The 18,730-nt window shown below is 36.9% G+C and carries 19 protein-coding genes; 14 read left to right on the plus strand and 5 right to left on the minus strand.

Going from position 1 to position 18,730, the window contains the following annotated elements; genetic code table 11:
• Positions 1–3 precede the first annotated feature (3 nt).
• From ACZ2M0_RS01690 to ACZ2M0_RS01710, 5 genes are all read left to right on the plus strand, one after another.
• Positions 4–921, plus strand: a complete 918-nt coding sequence (locus ACZ2M0_RS01690; RefSeq protein WP_490058273.1) for a YihY/virulence factor BrkB family protein — start codon at positions 4–6, stop codon at positions 919–921.
• A 65-nt stretch (positions 922–986) separates the two neighbouring features.
• Positions 987–1,874 (plus strand): UTP--glucose-1-phosphate uridylyltransferase GalU, encoded by an 888-nt coding sequence (galU, locus tag ACZ2M0_RS01695; protein WP_490058274.1) that lies wholly within the window; start codon positions 987–989, stop codon positions 1,872–1,874.
• A 151-nt stretch (positions 1,875–2,025) separates the two neighbouring features.
• Positions 2,026–3,174, plus strand: a complete 1,149-nt coding sequence (locus tag ACZ2M0_RS01700; RefSeq protein ID WP_490058275.1) for a thiolase family protein — start codon at positions 2,026–2,028, stop codon at positions 3,172–3,174.
• Complete coding sequence (locus ACZ2M0_RS01705; protein ID WP_490058276.1) at positions 3,175–4,401, plus strand: hydroxymethylglutaryl-CoA reductase, degradative; 1,227 nt, start codon at positions 3,175–3,177, stop codon at positions 4,399–4,401.
• The gene (locus ACZ2M0_RS01710) at positions 4,385–5,548 is read left to right on the plus strand and encodes a hydroxymethylglutaryl-CoA synthase (RefSeq protein WP_490058277.1); all 1,164 of its coding nucleotides are present in this window, start codon (positions 4,385–4,387) and stop codon (positions 5,546–5,548) included. The genes ACZ2M0_RS01705 and ACZ2M0_RS01710 overlap by 17 nt, the downstream gene beginning before the upstream one ends.
• A gap of 29 nt (positions 5,549–5,577) precedes the next feature.
• Here ACZ2M0_RS01710 and ACZ2M0_RS01715 read toward each other — a convergent pair whose 3' ends face one another.
• A complete protein-coding gene (locus tag ACZ2M0_RS01715) occupies positions 5,578–5,862 on the minus strand; it encodes a hypothetical protein (protein WP_490058278.1) in 285 nt (94 codons plus the stop codon).
• A 71-nt stretch (positions 5,863–5,933) separates the two neighbouring features.
• Between ACZ2M0_RS01715 and ACZ2M0_RS01720 the strand changes: the two genes are divergently transcribed.
• Positions 5,934–6,890 (plus strand): alpha/beta hydrolase, encoded by a 957-nt coding sequence (locus ACZ2M0_RS01720; RefSeq protein WP_490058279.1) that lies wholly within the window; start codon positions 5,934–5,936, stop codon positions 6,888–6,890.
• A 240-nt stretch (positions 6,891–7,130) separates the two neighbouring features.
• Here the strand turns inward: ACZ2M0_RS01720 and rlmD are convergent, their stop codons facing one another.
• Positions 7,131–8,507 carry a 23S rRNA (uracil(1939)-C(5))-methyltransferase RlmD gene (gene rlmD / locus ACZ2M0_RS01725; protein WP_490058280.1) on the minus strand — a complete coding sequence of 459 codons (1,377 nt, stop codon included), beginning with the start codon at positions 8,505–8,507 and terminating at the stop codon, positions 7,131–7,133.
• Between the two features lie 122 nt (positions 8,508–8,629).
• Between rlmD and recX the strand changes: the two genes are divergently transcribed.
• Both recX and ACZ2M0_RS01735 read left to right on the plus strand, forming a co-directional pair.
• On the plus strand, positions 8,630–9,445 hold the full coding sequence (recX, locus tag ACZ2M0_RS01730) for a recombination regulator RecX (RefSeq protein ID WP_490058281.1): 816 nt from the start codon (positions 8,630–8,632) through the stop codon (positions 9,443–9,445).
• An 8-nt stretch (positions 9,446–9,453) separates the two neighbouring features.
• The gene (locus ACZ2M0_RS01735) at positions 9,454–9,939 is read left to right on the plus strand and encodes a hypothetical protein (RefSeq protein WP_490058282.1); all 486 of its coding nucleotides are present in this window, start codon (positions 9,454–9,456) and stop codon (positions 9,937–9,939) included.
• Here the strand turns inward: ACZ2M0_RS01735 and ACZ2M0_RS01740 are convergent.
• Positions 9,936–10,397, minus strand: coding sequence for a hypothetical protein (locus tag ACZ2M0_RS01740; protein ID WP_490058283.1), 462 nt, complete (start codon positions 10,395–10,397; stop codon positions 9,936–9,938). The two genes, ACZ2M0_RS01735 and ACZ2M0_RS01740, sit on opposite strands and share 4 nt — an antisense overlap.
• 99 nt (positions 10,398–10,496) lie before the next feature.
• On the opposite strand from ACZ2M0_RS01740, the gene ACZ2M0_RS01745 reads away from it, so the two are divergent.
• Both ACZ2M0_RS01745 and ACZ2M0_RS01750 read left to right on the plus strand, forming a co-directional pair.
• Positions 10,497–11,369: a hemolysin family protein gene (locus ACZ2M0_RS01745; RefSeq protein WP_490058284.1), complete on the plus strand. Its 873-nt coding sequence runs from the start codon at positions 10,497–10,499 to the stop codon at positions 11,367–11,369.
• The gene (locus ACZ2M0_RS01750) at positions 11,369–12,940 is read left to right on the plus strand and encodes a peptide chain release factor 3 (protein ID WP_490058286.1); all 1,572 of its coding nucleotides are present in this window, start codon (positions 11,369–11,371) and stop codon (positions 12,938–12,940) included. Before ACZ2M0_RS01745 ends, ACZ2M0_RS01750 begins: the two co-directional genes overlap by 1 nt.
• A 29-nt stretch (positions 12,941–12,969) precedes the next feature.
• Here ACZ2M0_RS01750 and ACZ2M0_RS01755 read toward each other — a convergent pair whose 3' ends face one another.
• Both ACZ2M0_RS01755 and ACZ2M0_RS01760 read right to left on the minus strand, forming a co-directional pair.
• Entirely contained in the window at positions 12,970–13,251 is a 282-nt protein-coding gene (locus ACZ2M0_RS01755) for a DUF1827 family protein (RefSeq protein ID WP_198180867.1), read from the minus strand.
• Between the two features lie 127 nt (positions 13,252–13,378).
• A complete protein-coding gene (locus tag ACZ2M0_RS01760) occupies positions 13,379–15,589 on the minus strand; it encodes an ATP-dependent Clp protease ATP-binding subunit (RefSeq protein WP_490058287.1) in 2,211 nt (736 codons plus the stop codon).
• 170 nt (positions 15,590–15,759) lie between these two features.
• Here ACZ2M0_RS01760 and ACZ2M0_RS01765 point away from each other — a divergent pair, with 170 nt between their 5' ends.
• The 4 genes from ACZ2M0_RS01765 to spxA all read left to right on the plus strand — a co-directional run bounded on the left by ACZ2M0_RS01765 (position 15,760) and on the right by spxA (position 18,654).
• The gene (locus ACZ2M0_RS01765; protein ID WP_034977361.1) at positions 15,760–15,942 is read left to right on the plus strand and encodes a hypothetical protein; all 183 of its coding nucleotides are present in this window, start codon (positions 15,760–15,762) and stop codon (positions 15,940–15,942) included.
• 113 nt (positions 15,943–16,055) lie between these two features.
• Entirely contained in the window at positions 16,056–16,322 is a 267-nt protein-coding gene (locus ACZ2M0_RS01770; RefSeq protein WP_034977366.1) for a phosphocarrier protein HPr, read from the plus strand.
• The gene (gene ptsP / locus ACZ2M0_RS01775) at positions 16,322–18,055 is read left to right on the plus strand and encodes a phosphoenolpyruvate--protein phosphotransferase (RefSeq protein ID WP_490058288.1); all 1,734 of its coding nucleotides are present in this window, start codon (positions 16,322–16,324) and stop codon (positions 18,053–18,055) included. The genes ACZ2M0_RS01770 and ptsP overlap by 1 nt, the downstream gene beginning before the upstream one ends.
• 200 nt (positions 18,056–18,255) lie before the next feature.
• Positions 18,256–18,654, plus strand: coding sequence for a transcriptional regulator SpxA (spxA, locus tag ACZ2M0_RS01780; protein WP_034977372.1), 399 nt, complete (start codon positions 18,256–18,258; stop codon positions 18,652–18,654).
• Positions 18,655–18,730: the final 76 nt, after the last annotated feature.

Below are 18,730 nucleotides of genomic sequence, written 5' to 3' on the forward strand. Positions count from 1 at the left end.
TGCATGGGTAGAAAAGCTGAGGCAATCAGGAAACGCTCTTTTTTATTTTACAAAACTGTTTCCTTGAAATTTACTCAAGGTGAAGTTTTAACAAGCGCAATTGCGATTGCTTACTATGTTTTGTTTTCGATATTTCCGTTAATTATTATTATCGGAAATATTTTGCCGTTATTTAATATTAATACTGAACCGATTGCCAGTTATTTAAAACTGATTTTTCCAGATAAAATTGCTAAATTTATTATGCCGATAATTAACTCATTATTAAAAAGCAAATCAAGTGGTTATATTTCATTCGGTATTATATTGGCATTATGGTCTGTTTCTTCGTTAGTTAATGCTATTAGAATTGGTATGAATCGCATCTATGGTGTTCGCGGCCAAGAATTAAAGCAAAAGTGGCAGGTTACTGTTTGGACAAGGTCTATTACGATCATGTTGACCAACCTCATGATTATAGTATTTGCTTTACTTAATTTAACTTTGATTTTTGGTCAGCAGGTATTGGAATTTCTACGGCCAATTTTCTCCTTTTCTGTCGGTGAAATTGAGAAGATTTTCAGTTATCGCTATCCCGTCATTATAATCACGATGATGGGATCGTTATATTATGTCAATTATTTTTTACCTAATATCAGATTAAAGAAAAAAGTAATTTGGCCCGGTGTTTTCACTACTTTATTCGGCTGGATTATTCTTTCCTGGCTTTTTAGTTTCTATCTGCATCACTTTCGTATTAGTTGGGAAAACTATGGCATCATCGGTACTTTTATTATTTTTATGTTGTGGTTGAACATTTCCTCAATCCTCTTTTTACTGGGGACATGTGTAAATGCTGCGATAGTGAAACTTAATTATGGAGAAGTACACTATTCAGTGGGTCGCTTAGCTGAATATATTCAAAGAAAGCGCAGTCATTAAAAATTGGCGCATTCAATTTTATTTTGGTATATTAGTTTTATGATTTTAAAGAAAGCGTAAAAAAAATGAAAGTAAGAAAAGCGATTATTCCTGCTGCTGGTCTTGGTACTAGGTTTATGCCGGTAACTAAGGCGATGCCTAAGGAAATGTTGCCGATTGTCGACAAACCAACTATTCAATTTATTGTTGAAGAAGCTAAAAAATCTGGTATTGAAGACATTTTGATTGTCACTGGAAAAAATAAGCGCTCGATTGAAGATCATTTTGACTCCAATCCTGAACTTGAACAAAATTTGCAGGAAAAAGGTAAGACTGTCCTGCTTAAAATGTCGCAGGAAATTACCCATCTAGGAATTAATATTTATTATACTCGCCAGCCTTATCCAGCAGGTTTGGGGGATGCGATTGCCCGTGGACGTAGTTTTATTGGGGATGAACCATTTGTCGTGATGCTGGGCGACGACTTGATGATGGACAAAGAACCATTAACCAAGCAATTGATTGACCGCTATAACGATACGAATGCTTCAACAATTGCCGTTATGCCGGTGCCACATAAAGAAGTTTATAAATACGGCATAATTGAACCAGATAGTGAAATTGCGCCTGGCTTAATAAATGTTAAATCTTTTGTAGAAAAGCCAGAAGTAGACAAGGCTCCGAGTGATTATGCCATTATCGGTCGTTATCTTTTAACTCCAGAAATTTTTCCAATATTGGCTAAGCAAAAACCAGATAAAGGCGGGGAAATTCAATTAACTGATGCGATTGACACCATGAATAAAACGCAACGCGTTTTAGCGCATGTTTTTAAGGGGACTCGTCATGATGTTGGCAATAAGGAAAGTTACTTGGAAACTTCAATTGAGTATGGCTTAAAACATCCGGAAACGAAGGATGCATTGCGTAAATACATAATTGACTTAGGAAAGAAATTAGCAGAACAAAATTAACAATAACAAATAAATTATGCAATTAAAGGAACCATCAATTAATGGTTTCTTTTTTATGTAAAATTTTTCTTAATGTCGGACTAATTACTGTCTTCGAGTAGAAAATTTTTGTATCATGCGACTTGAAACTTTTAGCTAGGGGATAGGTTAAATGAAAGATATATATATTGTTGCAGCTAAAAGAACTCCTTTTGGTCGCTATCATGGGTTATGGGCTGAAAAAAATGCAATAGATTTAGGAGAGTTAGCCTTAAGAGAAACACTAAAAAGCATTAATCTGCGTGCTGAAAAACTGGACGCCTTATTTATGGGTAATGTTTTGGGTGCTGGTTTAGGTCAAAATATGGCTCGGCAAATTGCTCTGAAAACGGGTATGAGTCCCAAAAGCAGCAGCGTTACAATTAATGAAGTCTGTGGTTCAAGTTTAAAAGCTCTCAGACTGGCTCAAGGACAGATGGAACTGTGTGACTTTGACTTGGTAGCTGTTGGCGGTGCTGAAAGTATGTCTAATGCTGTTTATTTAACAGAGGACAAAGGAAAACCACAGTTTCAAAGTGAAATGCTGCAAAATGGTCTCATTGATGCTTTTTCTCATGAGCATATGGGATTAACGGCTGAAAACGTAGCAGAAAAATATGGGGTTACGCGGACAGAAATGGATGAATATAGTTTAGCTTCTCATCGCAAAGCAATTGAAATTGTTCAGCAAAATTTTTTCAAAGACGAAATAATTGGTGTAAAAGTTAACGGCAAAATGATCCACCAGGACGAAAACATTCGCGCAGACACTAATATGGCAGCACTGAGCAAGTTGAAACCTGTCTTTAAAGAAAATGGTTTAGTGACTGCTGGTAATTCTTCGCCCTTAAGTGATGGCGCCAGTATGGTAATTTTGGCAACGGCAGAAAAAGCAAAGGAGCTCAAACTGCAACCTCTGGCGCGGTTGGGATCGTTTGCTGAATCAGGGACTGACCCGGCATACATGGGAGTAGCGCCATATTTTGCAGTAGAAAAATTACTACAAAAAACAAACAGTACCATTAATGATTATGATGTAATCGAAGTTAATGAAGCTTTCGCTGCACCTAGCGTGGTCTTAGCTCGAAAACTCCGAATTCCACCCGCTAAACTAAACATTTTTGGTGGAGCTATTGCACTAGGACATCCTCTTGCTGCTACCGGAACTCGATTAATTGGGACCGCAATCAATATTATGAAACATATCAATGGCCGCAAGGCTTTGGTAACTCTTTGTATTGGTGGCGGACAAGCAATTGCATGTGAAATAGAGAAATTGTAAATGAAATTTTATGAATTAGCACCTGAAAAAAGACGAGAATTGTTGCAAAGACAGGGGATCAAATTGGATGAAATTGACCCCCAAGTTTTATATGATTTGGACTTATTAAGTGAAAATGTAATTGGTCAATTAAGTTTACCTGTAGGTTTGGTTCAAGACTTAATGGTTAATGGTCAAAATTACCAAGTACCACTGGTGACTGAAGAAGCCTCGGTAGTTGCCGCGGCTAATAATGGCGCTAGTATCGTTGCGAAAGCTGGCGGCTTTATCGCGAGCAGTCAACGAGACGGTATTTGGGGCCAGATTGTGATGCAGGTAGCTGAAAATTTTGCAGTTTCTCACTTGCAAGAAGTGTTGCCAACTCTTATTAAAAAGACAAATTTCCATTTTGCTAGTCTTGTAAGTCATGGCGGTGGAGTCCGTAAAATAGCACTTAAGCAAATAAATAATTTGCTTTATATAAAAGTATTAGTTGATCCAGCAGAAGCGATGGGCGCTAACAAAGTAAATTCTATTTTAGAATTTATGGCAGATGAATTAACAAATTTTTCTAGCATTAACCAAAAATTATTTGCCATTTTGTCAAATTATCCTAGCCAAATCACAACGGTCAAGGCTGCAATTCCCGTTCATTTACTTGGTGGGATAGAAACTGCCGGGAAAATCGTTTTATTGAGTCAAATTGGTCAGGACGATCCAATGAGAGCCGTTACCAATAACAAAGGGATCATGAACGGAGTTGATGCTGTATTACTGGCAACTGGAAACGATACTCGCGCAGTAGAGGCAGCTTGTAGTGTTTTTGCAAGTAAAAAGGATACCTACACCAGTCTCAGCAAATGGCAGCTTGAGAATGAAAAGCTTGTCGGCAAGCTTAGCATTCCCTTGCCAATTGGAACTGTTGGCGGCTCAATCGATTCCAGAAAAGATGTTAAGCAAAACTATCGTATTTTAGGGGATAAAATTACTGCAGAACAATTAGCTAATATTATTGCTGCCATTGGTTTAGCTAATAATTTAGCAGCACTACTGGCAATTTCTACCAAGGGAATACAGGCAGGGCACATGAAACTGCAGGCCAGAAATATTGTTGCAGTTTTAGATGCTACTGCTGCTGAGAAAAAAGTTGTATTCCAAAAAATCATAAATAGCAAAAAATACAGTCAATCTGCAGCCCAGGAATTTTTAAAAGAAATCAGAGAGGAAAATAATGCAAGTCGGAATTGATCAAATTGGTTTTTATACACCAAATAAATTTGTCGATATGGTAGATTTGGCGCATGCGCGCAATGAAGATCCTAATAAATTTTTGATTGGCATTGGTCAAAATAGAATGAGCGTGGCTGATCAAACTCAAGACGCTGTTTCAATGGGAATTAATGCAACGCTTAGATATTTAGATCAAATTGAACGCGAAAAAGTCGGTTTATTAATCGTTGGAACAGAAAGTAGCGTTGACCAGTCTAAATCAGCTTCGCTTTTCATCAAATCGGCTTTGAAATTGCCAGCAAACATCAGAACTTTTGAAGTAAAAGAAGCTTGCTTTGGCATGACTGCAGGCATCATGATTGCTCGGGATTATGTTCGCCTCCATCCCCACCGTAGTGCAATTGTAATTGGCTCTGATATTGCTCGCTATGGCATTAATACTGGCGGTGAAGTGACACAAGGAGCTGGCAGCATTAGCATGCTAATTAAGGCTGATCCCCAAATTTTGGCTATCAATCAGGGCCACAGCTCCTACAGTGAAGATATTAACGACTTTTGGCGCCCTAATGATTCAGCAGTTGCCGTAGTTGATGGCAAATATTCTAAAAATGTATATTTAGACTTTTTTAAACACACATTCAAGGATTACCTGAGACAAACTGGAATAAAAACTAGTGATTTCACAGCATTACTTTATCATTTGCCTTTTGTAAAAATGGGCTTTAAAGCAAATGAATGGGCAATTACTGATCTGGATGAAAAGGCAAAAAAACGACTGACAGAGAATTTTACTGCTGCCGCTCAGTATTGTAAGGAAATTGGTAATATTTACACTGCTTCTTTATATTTAAGCCTTTTGAGTTTACTGGAAAATGCCAAATTGCCAGCAAATGCAAAGGTTGGTTTATTTTCGTATGGTTCGGGGGCAATGGGTGAGTTTTATTCAGGACAAATAGTTAAGGGCTATGAAAAGAATCTACATGCAAATGCAGATCAGAAAATGATTACTCGCCGTCAAAAATTAACTATCCCTGAATACGAAAAAATTTTTAATCAGGCTTTAGAATCTCCACAAGATAATTTAGAGCTTCAAAGTGACGAACAAACCGGCACCTGGTATTTTGCTGGGACCAAAAACCGCATTCGTCAATATTTGCAAAAATAGATAGAAAAAGCTGCCAAACGGCAGCTTTTTTAGGTTAGCCTAACTCCATTTTGATCAGGCAAAATTTGAATACCATAAACAGCAATTCTCTTTTTTTGATTATAAACAAATATTGGAATACTGCGACCGTGGATATTTTTAACCAAATTAATCAGTTTTCCTTTTGTTAATGGCTTTTTCCCGGGAAAAAGCAGGCATTCTTTGCTTGAAATTTTCACTTTTGCCAAAGGAATATTTTTCTGACCAATAGTCAAATACAGGTTAGTTTGATTGCCTAAATCATTGGTTAATTGTAATAAATCTGTTAATCTCATTTTTATTATACCTATACAAATTTAAAATGTTATACTATAAGATATTATTTTAGTGAGGGTGGCTTAACTAATTGAAAAAATTAAAACATAAAAAGCTGTTGCTTTCATCAATTATTATTATTTTATTAGTATGTTTATTGTTTACTGGAGCTGGTTACTATTTCTTTAGGGTGGCATGTGTACCAGGTAAAAAAAGTTTTTTAGGTTCTTCCAGTAATGTGATCAAAAAATCAGATCCTCTTTACCGTGAAAAAATTTGGTTTAAAAAGACTGCTAAACAAAAGTGGTATATTGAATCGGCTGACGAAAAGTTTAAATTGGATGCGAATTTTATCCCCTATAAAACTTCCAATAAGACAGCTATTGTTTTACCTGGATATATGGATACAAAAGAGGATATGGGAGAATATGATGCTTTGTTTCATGAGTTAGGCTATAATACTTTAACCCCAGATCCAAGAGCCCAAGGCAAGAGCGAAGGAAAATATATCGGTTATGGCTGGCCGGAAAAAGATGATGTGAAAAAGTGGGTCTCATATCTATTGCAAAAATATGGTCAGAACCAACAGGTAGTAATTTATGGCTTAAGTATGGGTGCGGCAACTGCTATGATGACAAGTGGACTTAAACTGCCTCATCAAGTTAAAGCGTTTGTAGAAGACTGTGGTTATAGCAGCGTCAAGGATGAAATTGAGCATGAAGCAGGAGTCTTGTACAATATGCCTGCCTTTCCTCGTTTTCCGTTAGTTGAAATTCTAAGTGGCATTAATAAGATAAAAGTTGGCTATTTCATGGGTAATGCCTCTAGTGTTAAACAATTACATAAAAATCATAGACCAATGCTCTTTATTCACGGCAGCCGTGATAATTTTGTGCCTACTAGAATGGTCTATCCTAATTATAAGGCTACTAGAGGACCAAAGGAAATATGGGTAGCTCCCGGAGCTAAACATGCCAAGTCATTTTCAAAGCATCCAAAGGAATATAAAAGACGTGTTGCGACATTTTTAGCTAAATATGTGAAGTAAACTATGCATTTTATTTGCTAGCGCTTACATTTATCTGCTATGATTAAAGTGTGGTTAAGGTTACAAGATTTCTATCTCCATAATATGTTTGTTATCTAATTTTAAAATGACAAGTTTATCGCGAAAATTTGTAAAATTTTATATATTTGTATATGAGGATTTTATCTCAAAAAATCTTCTCAATTGACACCCGATCCACAAAAATAGTTGTCGCTGATTGCGACAACTATTTTGCTTTTTTTATCTTAAAGTAAGTTTAACGACACATTCACACCTAGGTGTTTGGGGTAACATGTCGACATTTTCAATCAGTCTGACATTATATGTTTCGCTCAGAAGAACTAGGTCTTGTGCCAGAGTGGAAGGGTTGCAAGAAATGTATACAAAAGTTTTAGGCTTTACTCTTAGTATGGTCTTGATCAAGCTTTTTGCCAGTCCCGTGCGTGGTGGGTCAACAATCAAAGCATCAATTGGCATACCATTTTGGACTAATTCTGGTAAAATTTTTTCCACGCTTCCCTGAATGTAATTAGCATTTTTAATATGATTCAGTTCTACGTTATGATTAGCATCTTCGACTGCTTCGGGGATAGTTTCAATGCCAATAACTTGTTTAACCTGATCAGCGGCTAAGATTCCGAGTGTACCTACGCCGCTGTATGCATCTATTAGAGTTTCAATTGGCGTTAAATCTAAAAATTTAAGTGCGCGTGAATACAGAGTAATAGTTTGTACTGGATTTAGCTGGAAAAATGCCCGTGGGGACAACGCAAACTTTTTACCTAAAATTTCGTCAGTGATTTGGTTTTTACCAGCTAATTTAGTGGTTTTATTGCCCCAGACTTGAGGATTGCGCCAATCAGTTTCATTTTGAAAAACACTGACTACATCAGGAAGCCTCATAATTTCTTTTGTAAGTTGAGCAATATTTTTAAGGCTATGTCCTACGATAATTAAAGTTACTTGAATTTCGTTTGTTGCATGAGCTTGACGAACTACAATGGTTTTAAGACCATCAAAATGACGATAAGGATCGGCAATTCTAATGTGCAATTTTTCCACTAAACTTTTAATTTTACGTTCGGTGTCTTGGGTTGCTTCACTTTGCGTTGGCATTTCAGGAAGATCAAATAGTTCATGTGAGTTAGGTGCAAAAAGACCCAAACTGATCTGACCATGCAATTGTTCAATTTGATACTGAGCTTTATTGCGGTAGTGCCATTCTTCTGGAGCCGGAACTGTTTTTTTTACTTTATACTTGTTGTAACCACGGGGATGAAATTTTTTCAAAGCTTCAAGGACGTTGTCCCGTTTAAATTCAAGTTGCTTAGGGTAAGCTAAATGAGCCAGTTCCAGCCCACCAATTTCTGGATTGACATTAGTGGGGAAAGGTACTCTGTCAGGACTTTTTTCTTTAATACGGACCAGTTCGGCTTCAATATAACGAGGGTATTCTTGAATGATTTTGGCAACAACTACCTCGTTAGGCAAAGCGCCAGGAATAAAAATTATTTTTTTGCGGTAATAGCCGATGCCCTCACCATTAATACCCAGTCTTTTAATTGTAATAATAATATCTTTTTCTTTTGGTTGATTTTGATTAAATTTCTTGTACATAATTTTCTTTCTACAATAAAATAGTAAATGTTAATAATTAATTGTACTCCCAGTAAAAAGGATTTAGCAAGAAAGAGCAAAATTTGCTAGCATGGAATTAAGCGATAGAAAGGTGATCTTTAATGCCAATTATTACTAAAGTCAGCAGTCAAAAAAGACCTGGCCGTTTTAATATTTTTTTAGACGGTAAATATTCTTTTTCGGCTGCTGAACAAACCGTGGCTGAGTTTATGCTGTTAAAAGGGCAGGAGCTTTCTGAAGAACAAATTGTGGAAATTAAGCAATTTGATCAAGACGCCAAGGCAACAAATATTGCGACTAATTATTTGAGTTACGAGCCTCGGACTGTTTTTGAAGTTTTGCAATATCTTAATAAACATGGTATTGATAATGAATCTGCCCAGGCTGCAGTTAGTCAGCTGACAGAAATGGATTTTTTAGATGATGCCAAGTACGCCCAATTATTGGTCAGACAAAATCTGCGCATTGGCACCGATGGCCCTCTTAGCGTCAGTAATAAACTAAAGCAAAAAGGAATTGATCCTGAAATAATTGACAATGCTTTAGCTGAAGTAGATGACGATAAGTGGCTGGATGCAGGCAAAAGAGTGCTCAAATCAATGAGAAGCAAAGTAGGTAAGTTGTCGCAGCGGGAATTGGAACACAAGATGACAACTAAGTTGTTAAACCACGGCTTTTCCAGCGCCCTTGCTAGTGCAATAATTGGGCAAATGGATTTTGCGCAAAATGATGAAGACCAAACAGAAGCCTTAAAAAAACAGGGCATCAAAGCATATAAACGCTTTCGGCGTTTACCAGAAAATGAAAGACAAAACAAGATACGTAATTATCTCTTTACACATGGATTTGCCGGCAATGAAATTGATGCCTTTCTGGCTGGTGAGATAATTCCTTTAGATGAACTAGCTGAATATTAGGAGAATTTATGAAAAAACTGCAAAAAAAAGTAACTTTTGTTGGACGCCCTTTTCCGGACCAATTAATGGATGAACAGAAAACTTTTAATCAGGCAAACATGGAAATGGAGCAAAATCAAGTTTTCCTCGATTTTATTAACAAGAACAATTTGGAAAATACTCGTAGCAGCCTAGTAGTTTTTGGGCCTGAAAATTTTATGTATTGGTATGGCGTTGTTGCCCCAAACGATATTGCAGTTCCTCAAGGCTTAATGAAATTTGTTTTGCCTGAAACTCAAGTAGCTGTTGAAGAAAAAGACAAGCAAAATATTTCCTTTTTTAGTCAACCGTTAAATATGGTAATTTCACAGTTTTTAGCTGTTGTTGCAGATGAGGGCATTGAAATTTACCAAAATCCGGGAGACAGTTTAACTCCTTATATTTTGCAAAACTTGAATTTAGACACAAAAAAACTGACCCAAGAATTATATCTTGAAGACAGTCTTAAAAATTAGTGTTGTTTGGGATCAATTGACAGATTGTCATACTCCACATATGCACCAAGACAGGTTGACAAAAGCATGATCAGCATCACGATACCAACAGATTTACCTACAATTTGATCAAGGGTTAGAAATTCTCTAACCACAAAAGTGGCAGCAAAGCAGAGAATGAAATCCAAAATTACGTTAGCAATTTGCAAAAGGTGGCGTCTTCTGATACTGAAAAAACGTAGCAATTGCTTCAAGAAGCCATCGTTTATTTCAACTGCCAGCAAATCGACTGGTCTTTGAATCGTTGCCTTAATGGCAAACATAATTAAAGCACCAACTGTTGCACCAATAGTAGTGCGAAAAAGATCAGCTGAATGTAAAACCAGAGCATCATAGCCAATACCAATAATGGTAAGACTGCACAGATAGGGAATTAACAGTAAGAATGTGAAAACAAGTATGACATGACTTTTTTTCATAGTTTGACCTCATTTCTTACGTGCTATTCTAACATATTGTTTGCGTACATGATATAATGTTAATATTTAATACGTTATTTTAAGAAAGAGAGCACAAAAATGGCTAGCGACCCCGACAAGGGGAATTTATTTGAGCGTTTCAAAAATAAATTTTCCCCTACAAATGATGAAGAAACAAGAGAGCACTTAATTACAGAAATTGAAGATTTACATAATGACAAGAAAATTAGTGATAATGAATTTTCAATGTTAAATGCAGTTTTGGATTTTCAGGGACGGATGGTACGTGAAGTGATGGTTCCCAGAATTGATGCTTTTATGGTTGATTGCCAAGAAAGTTTACAGGATCATCTAAAAGAAATACTGCGTGAACCATATTCAAGAATACCAGTTTATCAACATGATAAAGATAAAATAGTTGGCATCATTCATATTCGTACTGTTTTGCGTAAAGCATGGGAAAAAGGCTTTGACAAAATTACCTATGATGATGTCATGAATCCGCCACTTTTTGCGCCAGAAACAACCGAACTTAGAGAATTACTAGTTGAAATGCAGCAGACACAGCAGCAATTAGCTATTTTAACTGATGAATATGGTGGAGTAGTCGGAATAGCAACTATTGAGGATATTATCGAAGAGATAGTCGGAAATATTGATGATGAAGTAGATCAAACTGAGGTTTTGGTGCACCAGCTTGCCCCTAATAAGTATGTCATTTATGGTAAAATGCCTCTTGATGATTTTAACGAACAATTCGGTACGGATCTGGAAATGGAAGACGTCGATACCATTGCCGGCTACATGATCACTAAATTAGGCATAATTCCTGCCAAAGGTGAAAAACTGTCGGTTAAATTAGATAACGGCATGGTTTTAACTACCAGAAGAATGATGCGTTCGAGATTAATGACCGTTTTATTAACTATACCAGAAGCAAAACCTAAGAAGAAAGAAGAACAAAATACTTAATGAGTAACGAACTGTTAGATAAGGTAAATAAAAGAAGAACATTTGCTATCATATCGCACCCAGATGCGGGGAAGACTACGATTACGGAGCAAATGCTTCTTTTTGGTGGCGTGATTCGCAGTGCAGGGACAGTTAAAGCACGTAAAAGCGGTCATTACGCTACAAGTGATTGGATGGAAATTGAAAAGCAACGTGGTATTTCAGTTACCAGTTCCGTCATGCAATTTGAATATCAGGGAAAGAGAATCAATATTCTCGATACTCCAGGGCACGAAGACTTTTCCGAAGATACTTATCGTACTTTAATGGCGGTTGACTCAGCGGTCATGGTAATCGATTCAGCTAAAGGTATTGAACCGCAAACTAAAAAATTATTTAAGGTCGTCAAACAAAGGGGAATTCCAATTTTTACTTTCATGAACAAGTTGGATCGTGACGGCAGACCTCCGTTAGATTTGATTGCTGAACTTGAAGATCTGCTGGGCATTGAAGGCGTAGCTATGAATTGGCCAATTGGTTCAGGCCAAACCTTGCAAGGACTGTATGATATCGCTAATAACCAAATTGAATTGTATCATAAAGATGGACCTGACCGCTTTTTACCACTAGATAAAGATGGCAAATTGCCAGATAGTGAACCCTTTAGTCAAAATCCTCAGTTTCAAGATACCCTGGGAGAAATTGAATTAATTAAAGAGGCAGGTAACCAGTTTGACTTACAAAAGATTGCTAAAGGAGATCAGACTCCAGTATTCTTTGGTTCTGCCTTGACAAATTTTGGTGTTGAGACTTTCCTGCAAAGCTTTGTCAAAATGGCTCCTGCGCCTGCAAGTCATACAGTTAATGAAACTGAAGAACTGGCTCCTGATGATTCAGAATTTTCTGGTTTTGTGTTTAAAATTCAGGCTAATATGAATCCTCATCACCGCGATCGCATTGCATTTGTCCGTATTGGCAGTGGCGAGTTTAAAAAGGGATTGGATGTAACTTTAGCTCGTACAGGTAAACCAATAAGGTTAAATAATGCGACAGAGTTTATGTCCAGCGAAAGAGTGCAGGTTTCGGATGCTGTAGCAGGAGATATTGTTGGACTTTATGATACTGGTAATTTTCAGATAGGTGACAGTATCTATGCCGGCAAAGACAAAGTGGTTTATCCACCGCTACCAGAATTTACACCAGAATTATTCGTCAGAGTCACTGCTAAAAATGTGATGAAACAAAAATCATTTCATAAGGGAATGGTGCAGCTGGTTCAAGAAGGTGCTATCCAGTTATACCAAAATTATCAAACTGATGAGTATATCTTAGGTGCAGTTGGTCAACTGCAATTTGAAGTCTTTAAATTCAGAATGAAAAATGAGTATAATTCAGACGTTGAGATGACCAATATTGGTCATAGAGTAGCGCGTTGGATTGATCCTGAACAACTTGATCCAGGTATGGCCAATAGCCGAAACCTGCTGGTTAAAGATCGTTATGGTCAACCACTATTTTTGTTTGAAAATCAATTTGCGGAGCGCTTTTTTAAGGACAAATATCCTGATGTTAAATTAACTGAAAAGTTGTAATAAAAAAACTGGCATTTAAGCCAGTTTTTTTATTTGTCAATATGGATTTCAATGACATGTTGACTTTTATCAAAGGTCAACATGTATGAAGGGTCTTTTTCTTTGATTAAGCGTTCAATCACAAAATCTGTTTCCTCTTTGCGCACTCGTCGATTGTGATTTTCCAAAACAATTCCGATCGCCTTATCACTTTCGGTGTAGATAACAGAGGTATTACCCAAAGAGTAAACCTTAACATAATTTACATTGGTCGAATTTAATTGACTGTGAACTAGGTCCCTATAGCTATTGGTTACATCTATTAAATGCATGGATTTCACCCGTTTCTTCTAGTAGTTCTTTTTATTTTAGTATACAACTTATCAAAACTTTTTTCTTTAGTAAAAAGCATGATTATTATTATCTGTAATAATCATGCTTAATGAAGAGTTACTTTAACTAGTTATTTGTAGTTTGATCAACTGACTCAGTGGCACTGTTTTCATTATTATCTTCACTAATGATAATCTGATTATCAGAAACATTGGCAATTAAATTCTTGGCAGTTGAATGATCAAGTTTGTAGTCAGCAACCTTGTCTTCAATTTCCTCCTGAATAGTTCTACGTAATGGTCTTGCACCCATAGCAGGATTGTAACCTTCTTCAACCAGTTTCTTCTTAGCATCTTCACTAACGGTGATTTGTAAGCCTTGGTTCTTAACCATGTTGTTAACATCAGTGAGCATTAAGTTGACAATTTTCACTAAGTCATCCTTAGTTAATTCGTTGAATTCGATCACGTCGTCTAAACGGTTTAAGAATTCTGGCTTAAAGAACTGACTCATTGAATTTCTAGCACTATCAGGTTTATCTTTAGCATTTTCAGCAGCGAAACCTACACTGGCGTTTTTAATACCCTGACCGGCATTAGAAGTCATGATAATAATTGTATCTTTGAATGATACCGTTCTGCCTTGAGAATCGGTAAGGCGACCATCATCTAATATCTGCAGGAAAAGATTCATAACTGCTGGATCAGCTTTTTCAATTTCGTCTAGCAAGATCAAACTATACGGATGACGACGTACACGTTCAGTTAATTGACCAGCTTCTTCATAGCCGACATAGCCAGGTGCCGAACCAATCAATTTGGAAACTGAATATGATTCCATATATTCTGACATGTCGAAACGAATTAGAGCATTTTCTGAACCAAACATTTGCTTGGCCAACTGCTTAGCCAATTCAGTTTTACCGACTCCAGTTGGTCCAACAAATAAGAAAGAGCCTATAGGACGACCAGATTTGTTAAAGCCAATTCTGTTACGCCTAATTGCCCGAGCCAGTTTATCAACAGCCTTGTCTTGGCCAATGACGTGAGCTTTCAGGTTTGGTGCCAGATTTTGCAGCTGGTTTTCTTCCTGCTTTTGCAAATCGCCCACAGGAATGCCAGTTTTTTCTTCCACGATTTTATTCATAATTTTACTGGTGATCACTGGCGATTTATCCGGATCAACCTTTTGATCTTTCATCTTATTATATTTTTCAATTTGATCGCGGTAGTAAGCAGCTTTTTCGTAATCTTCGTTCTTTAAAGATTCTTGCTTTAGTTTTTGGGCTGCATCAATCCGTTCTTTCATTTTATCTTTATCAACATATGGTATTGTCAGATTCATGCGTGAACCTGCTTCATCAAGCAAATCGATTGCTTTATCAGGTAAAAATCTGTCCTGGATATACCGCTCAGATAGTTCAGCAGCAGCTTTAATGGCATCATCAGTGTAGTGAACGTGATGGTAATCTTCATAGCGCTTTTGAATACCCTTTAAGATCCGGATAGTTTCTTGAACCGAAGGCTCTTTAACGTCAACGGGTTGGAAACGTCTTGCTAAAGCAGAATCTTTTTCAATTTCACGATATTCCTTTAAGGTTGTCGCACCAACTAGTTGTAAATCACCGCGGGCAAGAGCAGGTTTGATAATATTGCCTGCATCCATTCCGCCTTCAGCATTGCCTGCGCCAACTATTTCGTGAATCTCATCAATAAAGAGAATGATATCGTCGTGATTTTCTACTTCTTTAAGAAGTTGCTGCATACGCTGTTCAAATTGACCGCGAATGCCTGTACCTTGTACTAAAGAAACTACATTCAATGAGATTATTCTTTTGTCTTGCAGCTTGGCGGGAACTGAGCCATCGACAATTTGTTGAGCTAAGCCTTCGACCACGGCAGTTTTACCGACACCGGCTTCACCAATTAAAACTGGGTTGTTTTTTGTTCTGCGGTTTAAAATTTCAATCACACGTGCGATTTCCTTATCGCGACCAATGACTGGATCAATCTTGCCCTTTCTTGCCAGCGCAGTTAGATCTGTTCCATATTGATCTAAAAGTGAACGACCACCATCGGCACCATTATTGCCATTGGCATTGCCAGGTCCGCCATTATTCATTCTTGGATCTCCTGGATTTCCAGCGTTGCCATTGTAATTAAACAGGTCGCTAAAATCACCAAAAAAGCCATTATTGTCATTATTCATATTAATATTTCCTTGTTGTTTAAGTTGTTGATAACATTGTCCGCATAAATTAATTTCGCGACTTTGTCCATTAACCTTTGCAAATAAGTGAATGGAAGCTGGTCGTTTTTGACAGTTTTGACAAAGCATTGTATTACCGCCTTTCATATCAGTTTACTAAATTATATAATTAGCACTCGGAATAATCAAGTGCTAAAACTTGGATCTTATTATTTGTAAGTATGCTAAATATGCTAAAATACATGTAAGCAAAATCAAAAATGTTGCTTAAATAATATAAATAAAAAGCGGTGGTAAAGTTGGATTATCAAAAAATTCTTGAGCAGTTGGCAGATGGTGAACTAGATCATTATGAAGTTGATCCTCAAAACGCTTTTGAATTTCAATCTGCATTAAGGTCTTTTGGTAAGAGGCAAAACATAACGGGAAAGGCCTTGCGGGGTGGTAAAATAATTTATTCGCAGTCCAAGACTGGAGTTTAATGATGTAAACTGTTACATTTATGTTGTCTAATTCACAAAAAAATGATAGTCTAAGTAAGCGAATAGGTATTTACTACCGTTTTGATTTTTTGAATTAAAAGGAGATATATATAATGGAAAAACGCGATTTTCATGTTGTTGCAGAAACAGGTATTCATGCTCGTCCAGCTACATTGCTAGTACAAGCAGCTTCTAAGTTTGGTTCAGATATCAACTTGGAATACAATGGTAAATCAGTTAACTTGAAATCAATCATGGGTGTCATGTCACTCGGAGTTGGTAAAAATGCTGATGTCACAATCAGTGCTGATGGTGATGATGAAAAAGACGCAATCAACGCTATTTCTGAAACAATGAAAAAAGAGGGTTTAGCTGAATAATGACCAAGACTTTAAAAGGAATTGCTGCAAGTGATGGTATTGCTGTAGCACCAGCCTATCTCTTGGTTGAACCTGATCTTTCATTTTCAAAAACTACGGTTAGCGATGTTGAAAGTGAGTTAGCACGCTACAAGAAGGCAATTTCAGTAGCAACTGCTGAAGTTGAAAAAATCCGTGATAGCGCAAAAAAGAGTTTAGGTGAAGATGAAGCTCAAGTTTTTGAAGCTCACCTGATGATCTTAAATGATCCTGAATTTACTGGTGCCATCGAAAATGAAATCAAAGAGCAAAAAGTTAACAGTGAAGCTGCACTTGATGAAACTGCTCAAAAGTTCATTACAATTTTTGAAGGCATGACTGATAACGAATACATGCAGCAACGTGCAGCTGATGTACGAGATGTTTCTAAGAGAATTATGGCTCATTTGCTGGGCAAAGAATTGCCTAACCCGGCATCAATTGATCACGAAGTAATTGTGGTAGCTCATGATTTGACACCCAGTGACACTGCTCAATTAAACAAGAAGTTTGTTAAAGGCTTTGTAACTGATATTGGTGGTAGAACTGCGCACTCAGCAATTATGGCACGTTCTTTGGAATTACCTGCGGTTGTCGGTACAGATTCAATTACCAAAGATGTCCAAAATGGTGATACAGTTGCTGTTGATGGCCTGAATGGTGATGTTGTCGTTAAGCCAACTGATAGCGAAATTGAGGGATATAAGCAAAAGAGTGCTGACTTCTTGAAGCAGAAAGCTGAATGGGAAAAATTAAAGAATGAACCATCAGTAACTGCAGATGGTAAGAAATTCACAATTGCAGCAAATATTGGTACACCAAATGATATGCCAGGGGTAAATGACAATGGCGCTGAGGCTGTAGGTCTTTATAGAACTGAATTCTTGTATATGGACTCAAAAGATTTCCCAACAGAGGATGAACAATTTGAGGCTTATAAGGAAGTTATCGAAGGCATGCATGGCAAGCAGGTTATTATCAGAACCATGGACATTGGTGGCGATAAGCATCTTGATTACTGGGACTTACCAGAAGAAATGAACCCATTTTTGGGTGTACGTGCAATTAGACTTTCACTACAAAATGAGAATATTTTCCGTACTCAGCTTCGTGCTTTATTACGTGCGTCTTCTTATGGCAAGTTGGGTATCATGTTCCCAATGATTGGTACCTTAAACGAATTACGCAAGGCTAAAGCGATTTTAGGTGAAGAAAAAGACAAGCTAGAGGCAAAAGGCGTTAAGATCGGTTCAGACCTAGAAGTAGGAATGATGATTGAAGTTCCAGCTGCTGCCGTTTTAGCTGACCAATTAGCAAAAGAAGTTGACTTCTTCTCAATTGGTACTAATGATTTAATCCAATATACAATGGCTGCTGATCGTGGTAATGACAACGTTTCTTACCTGTATCAACCAGCGAACCCATCAGTTTTGCGCTTAATAAAGCATACAATTGATGCAGCTCATGAAAATGGTATTTGGTGCGGCATGTGTGGTGAAGCTGCTGGAGACAGTACCATGTTCCCAATTCTCTTATCAATGGGCTTAGACGAGTATTCAATGAGTGCTACCTCAATTTTACGAATCAGAAGTTTGATGAAGAAGCTTGACACTAATGACATCAAGGAATTAGCTAATAAAGCTTGTTATGTTTCAGAAACTGCTGAAGAAAACGAAAAATTGGTTAGTGATTTAATGAAAAAAGTAAACAATTAAATATTTTTTAAAAAGGGTACCATTTTTTTAATTTGTGTATCCTTTTTTAATTTCTTTAGTCTTTCTTGGTAAAAAATTCACAGAATATTCATTTTTTGAACTTAACATAACAATGTAGTCAGTTATGAAAAATACTACTTACAAAAAAGAAGTAGTATGTTATAATAATTTAGAAAACAATTTAAAGGAGCGTGAAATATATGGTCAATTTATATATATCTCCGAGCTGTACATCATGTCGCAAAGCCAAGGCTTGGTTAAAGAAACATGACATTCCCTTTAAGGAAAGGAACATTTTTTCAGAGCCCTTAACAAAAGACGAGCTTATGCAAATTTTGCGAATGACTGAAAACGGTACGGAAGAAATTATTTCTACGCGTTCAAGAGCCTTTCAACAACTTAAAGTCAATCTTGATGATCTGTCAATAGACCAACTGCTTGACTTAGTTGAAAAAAATCCTAGTTTATTAAGACGTCCAATTATTATGGATGATCGGCGTTTGCAAGTTGGGTATAATGAAGATGAAATTCGGCGCTTTTTACCAAGAAAAGTGCGTCGTCTTGAGCTTGAAGAAATGCAGAAGATAGCTGATTTATAAAATTCAGGTAAGTTTAAAATAAAAGCGTTAGTTTTTAAACTAACGCTTTTATTTTATGAGCAAAGTACGATACAAT

Source organism: Lactobacillus sp. VURO6/B1 (VP7) (assembly GCF_058139575.1).